Origin of the sequence: Acidiphilium iwatense (assembly GCF_021556475.1) — a bacterium.
GTDB classification, from domain to species: Bacteria; Pseudomonadota; Alphaproteobacteria; order Acetobacterales; family Acetobacteraceae; genus Acidiphilium; species Acidiphilium iwatense.
This window is the reverse complement of the sequence record NZ_JAKGBZ010000088.1, coordinates 2,501-6,232: the sequence shown is the minus strand read 5'-3', so window position 1 is coordinate 6,232 and position 3,732 is coordinate 2,501. Positions and strand designations below refer to the sequence as shown.

Sequence of the window (3,732 nt, the reverse complement as noted above, 5' to 3'; positions counted from 1 at the left end):
CAAAAAGCCGCCTTGCGGCGGCTTCAATGCATTGATTTGGTTTGATAAACTTGGTTGCGGGGGCACGATTTGAACGTGCGACCTTCAGGTTATGAGCCTGACGAGCTACCGGGCTGCTCCACCCCGCGGTGGTTTTGGTGGCTGGTCTCCGGCTGATTGGTTTTCTTGGCGCCGGAAGATTGGTTGGATAGGTTGGAGGACCTGGCGGCGACCTACTCTCCCGTGTCTTGAGACACAGTACCATGGGCGCTGGGGGTTTTCACGGCCGAGTTCGGGATGGGATCGGGTGCGGGCTCCCCGCGATGGCCACCAGGTCGTCCAGCCTATCGATCGGGATCGATGACTGGTGATGGATTTGGTGCGTATGTGTGATTACCGAGACATAGAGGATGTCTATGCATGGTGGGGGTGGGTTGTAGTTGATCTCAAGTTCTATCGGGTGATTAGTACCGGTTAGCTGCGTGCGTTACCGCACGTCCACACCCGGCCTATCGACGTGATGGTCTATCACGACCCTCGGGGAGACCTATTTTCGAGGTGGGTTTCCCGCTTAGATGCTTTCAGCGGTTATCCCGTCCATACTTAGCTACCCGGCGGTGCCGCTGGCGCGACAACCGGTCCACCAGAGGTATGTCCATCCCGGTCCTCTCGTACTAGGGACAGCTCCTCTCAAGTCTCCAACACCCACGGCAGATAGGGACCGAACTGTCTCACGACGTTCTAAACCCAGCTCACGTACCACTTTAATCGGCGAACAGCCGAACCCTTGGGACCTGCTCCAGCCCCAGGATGTGATGAGCCGACATCGAGGTGCCAAACCTCCCCGTCGATGTGGACTCTTGGGGGAGATCAGCCTGTTATCCCTAGAGTACCTTTTATCCGTTGAGCGATGGCCCTTCCACGTGGAACCACCGGATCACTATGGCCGACTTTCGTCTCTGCTCGAGCTGTCGCTCTCGCAGTCAGGCGGGCTTATGCCATTGCACTCAGCAGCCGATGTCCGACCGGCTTGAGCCCACCATCGCGCGCCTCCGTTACTTTTTAGGAGGCGACCGCCCCAGTCAAACTGCCCACCATGCAGGGTCCCGGGCCGGGATAACCGGCCGCGGTTAGACATCAAAAGCGCGCAGGGCGGTATTTCAAGGGTGGCTCCACACAAGCTAGCGCCCATGCTTCGATGCCTCCCGCCTATCCTACACAGCACTCTTCTGATGCCACTGCAAAGTTGCAGTAAAGGTTCATAGGGTCTTTCCGTCTGACCGCGGGTACCCCGCATCTTCACGGGGAATTCAATTTCGCTGAGCCGATGCTGGAGACAGTGGGGAAGTCGTTACGCCATTCGTGCAGGTCGGAACTTACCCGACAAGGAATTTCGCTACCTTAGGACCGTTATAGTTACGGCCGCCGTTTACCGGGGCTTCAATTCAGAGCTTGCACTCCTCCTCTTAACCTTCCGGCACCGGGCAGGCGTCAGACCCTATACGTCGTCTCTCGACTTCGCAGAGCCCTGTGTTTTTACTAAACAGTCGCTACCCCCTCTTTTGTGCCACCCGCACATGGTTGCCCACATACGGGTCTCGCTTATCCCGAAGTTACGCGAGTAATTTGCCTAGTTCCTTCAACATCGTTCTCTCAAGCGCCTTGGTATGCTCTACCAGTCCACCTGTGTCGGTTTAGGGTACGGTCTATACGCTGGAGCTATTTCCCGGAATGCTCAAAAAGCCCGGCCAATCCGATAAGGCCGAACAACATCTCGCATTCGTCACTTCCAGCAGGCGGAGGAATATTCACCCCCTTCCCATCGACTACGGCTTTCGCCCTCGCCTTAGGGGCCGGCTCACCCTGCGCGGATTAACCTTGCGCAGGAACCCTTGGACTTTCGGCGACAGAGTTTCTCACTCTGTTTGTCGCTACTCATGTCAGCATTCGCACTTCCGATACCTCCAGGAGGGATCACCCCATCTCCCTTCACAGGCCTACGGAACGCTCCGCTACCGCGCATGAACCCTGACGAGATCATGCACCCACAGCTTCGGTATGTGGCTTTAGCCCCGTTACATTTTCGGCGCAGGATTTCTATTAGACCAGTGAGCTATTACGCTTTCTTTAAAGGATGGCTGCTTCTAAGCCAACCTCCTGGTTGTTATGGAATTCCCACATCCTTTCCCACTTAGCCACAATTTGGGGACCTTAGCTGGTGGTCTGGGCTGTTTCCCTCTCGACGATGGACCTTAGCACCCACCGTCTGTCTGCCGCATAAGACACTTCGGTATTCGGAGTTTGGTTAGGTTTGGTAAGACTTTGGGTCCCCCTAGCCCATCCAGTGCTCTACCCCCGAAGGCATACATACGACGATCTACCTCAATAGATTTCGCGGAGAACCAGCTATCTCCGAGTTTGATTGGCCTTTCACCCCTAGCCACAGCTCATCCCCGACTTTTTCAACAGGCGTGGGTTCGGCCCTCCAGTGCGTGTTACCGCACCTTCAGCCTGGCCATGGCTAGATCACTCGGTTTCGGGTCTTCTGCCTGCAACTATGCGCCCTATTCAGACTCGCTTTCGCTGCGCCTACGCCTAGCGGCTTAAGCTCGCTGCAAACAGAAACTCGCTGACCCATTATACAAAAGGTACGCCGTCACCGCAGATGCGGCTCCGACTGCTTGTAGGCATCCGGTTTCAGGTCTCTTTCACTCCCCTCGTCGGGGTGCTTTTCACCTTTCCCTCACGGTACTTGTGCACTATCGGTCACCAGGGAGTATTTAGGCTTGGAGGGTGGTCCCCCCATGTTCAGACAGGATTTCACGTGTCCCGCCCTACTCAAGGCCTCACGATCTCGCTTCGCATACGGGGCTATCACCCGCTCCGGCCGGAATTTCCAATCCGTTCTGCTGCTCAATCGCAAGGCACTGGCCTGCTCCGCGTTCGCTCGCCACTACTAGCGGAATCTCGTTTGATGTCTTTTCCTCCGGGTACTGAGATGTTTCAGTTCCCCGGGTTCGCCTCCGCATCCTATGAATTCAGATACGGATACCCTCGCGGGTGGGTTGCCCCATTCGGATGTCCACGGATCAACGCCTGCTCGCGGCTCCCCGTGGCTTTTCGCAGCGTGCCACGTCCTTCATCGCCTCCTGGTGCCAAGGCATCCACTGAATGCCCTTCATTCACTTGAGATCTCAACTCACCACCACAATCATCTCACGATGACCGCGGCGGCCCACCATGCACAGACACCATCACAATGCCCATGCACGGCAATCATCACACGTCCTGAACACTCGCCCAAAATCATCCTTCGGTCATGGCTCGCACCATGATCCGGGTCAGACACCCAGGATGATCCAGACGGATTTTTGCCCCGCACCGCAACCCGATCGTCCCATCAGGGCATTCACCCCGACAAAACCACCAGCCGCGCCACGGAACGCCAATACACGCGCCCAGAAACGCACCAAATCCGATTCACCACTCAAAGATCAAACCACCCAAAACGCCTTCGCGTCCCGGAAGGATCACACAACGACAGTCTCGCAACTGCCGTATTTCTGTTCCGCATCAGTTTTTCGCTCCGAGCCTGCCGTGCCCGCCGAGGGATTTTTTGCTTGCGTTCGCTTCGCGGCCAAATGACTTCGCGCCCAAGAGAGCCTCTGGTATCCCCGCGCCCTCCGGGGGATTTTTCGCTTGCGTTCGCTTCGCGACCGCAAGCAAAAAATGGAGGTGAACGGGTTCGAACCG

Annotated in this window: 2 tRNA genes and 2 rRNA genes (1 of these 4 running past the window's edge); all 4 read right to left on the bottom strand. The window is 56.6% G+C overall.

The window, feature by feature from the left end:
- Window positions 1-51 precede the first annotated feature (51 nt).
- Window positions 52-128: transfer RNA gene (locus L2A60_RS19555), tRNA-Met, on the bottom strand.
- Between the two features lie 71 nt (window positions 129-199).
- Window positions 200-314, bottom strand: a 5S ribosomal RNA gene (gene rrf, locus L2A60_RS19550).
- Window positions 315-421: 107 nt separating this feature from the next.
- A 23S ribosomal RNA gene (locus L2A60_RS19545) occupies window positions 422-3,171 on the bottom strand.
- A 538-nt stretch (window positions 3,172-3,709) separates the two neighbouring features.
- Window positions 3,710-3,732 (bottom strand) — tRNA-Ala (locus tag L2A60_RS19540) (it continues 50 nt past the right edge of the window).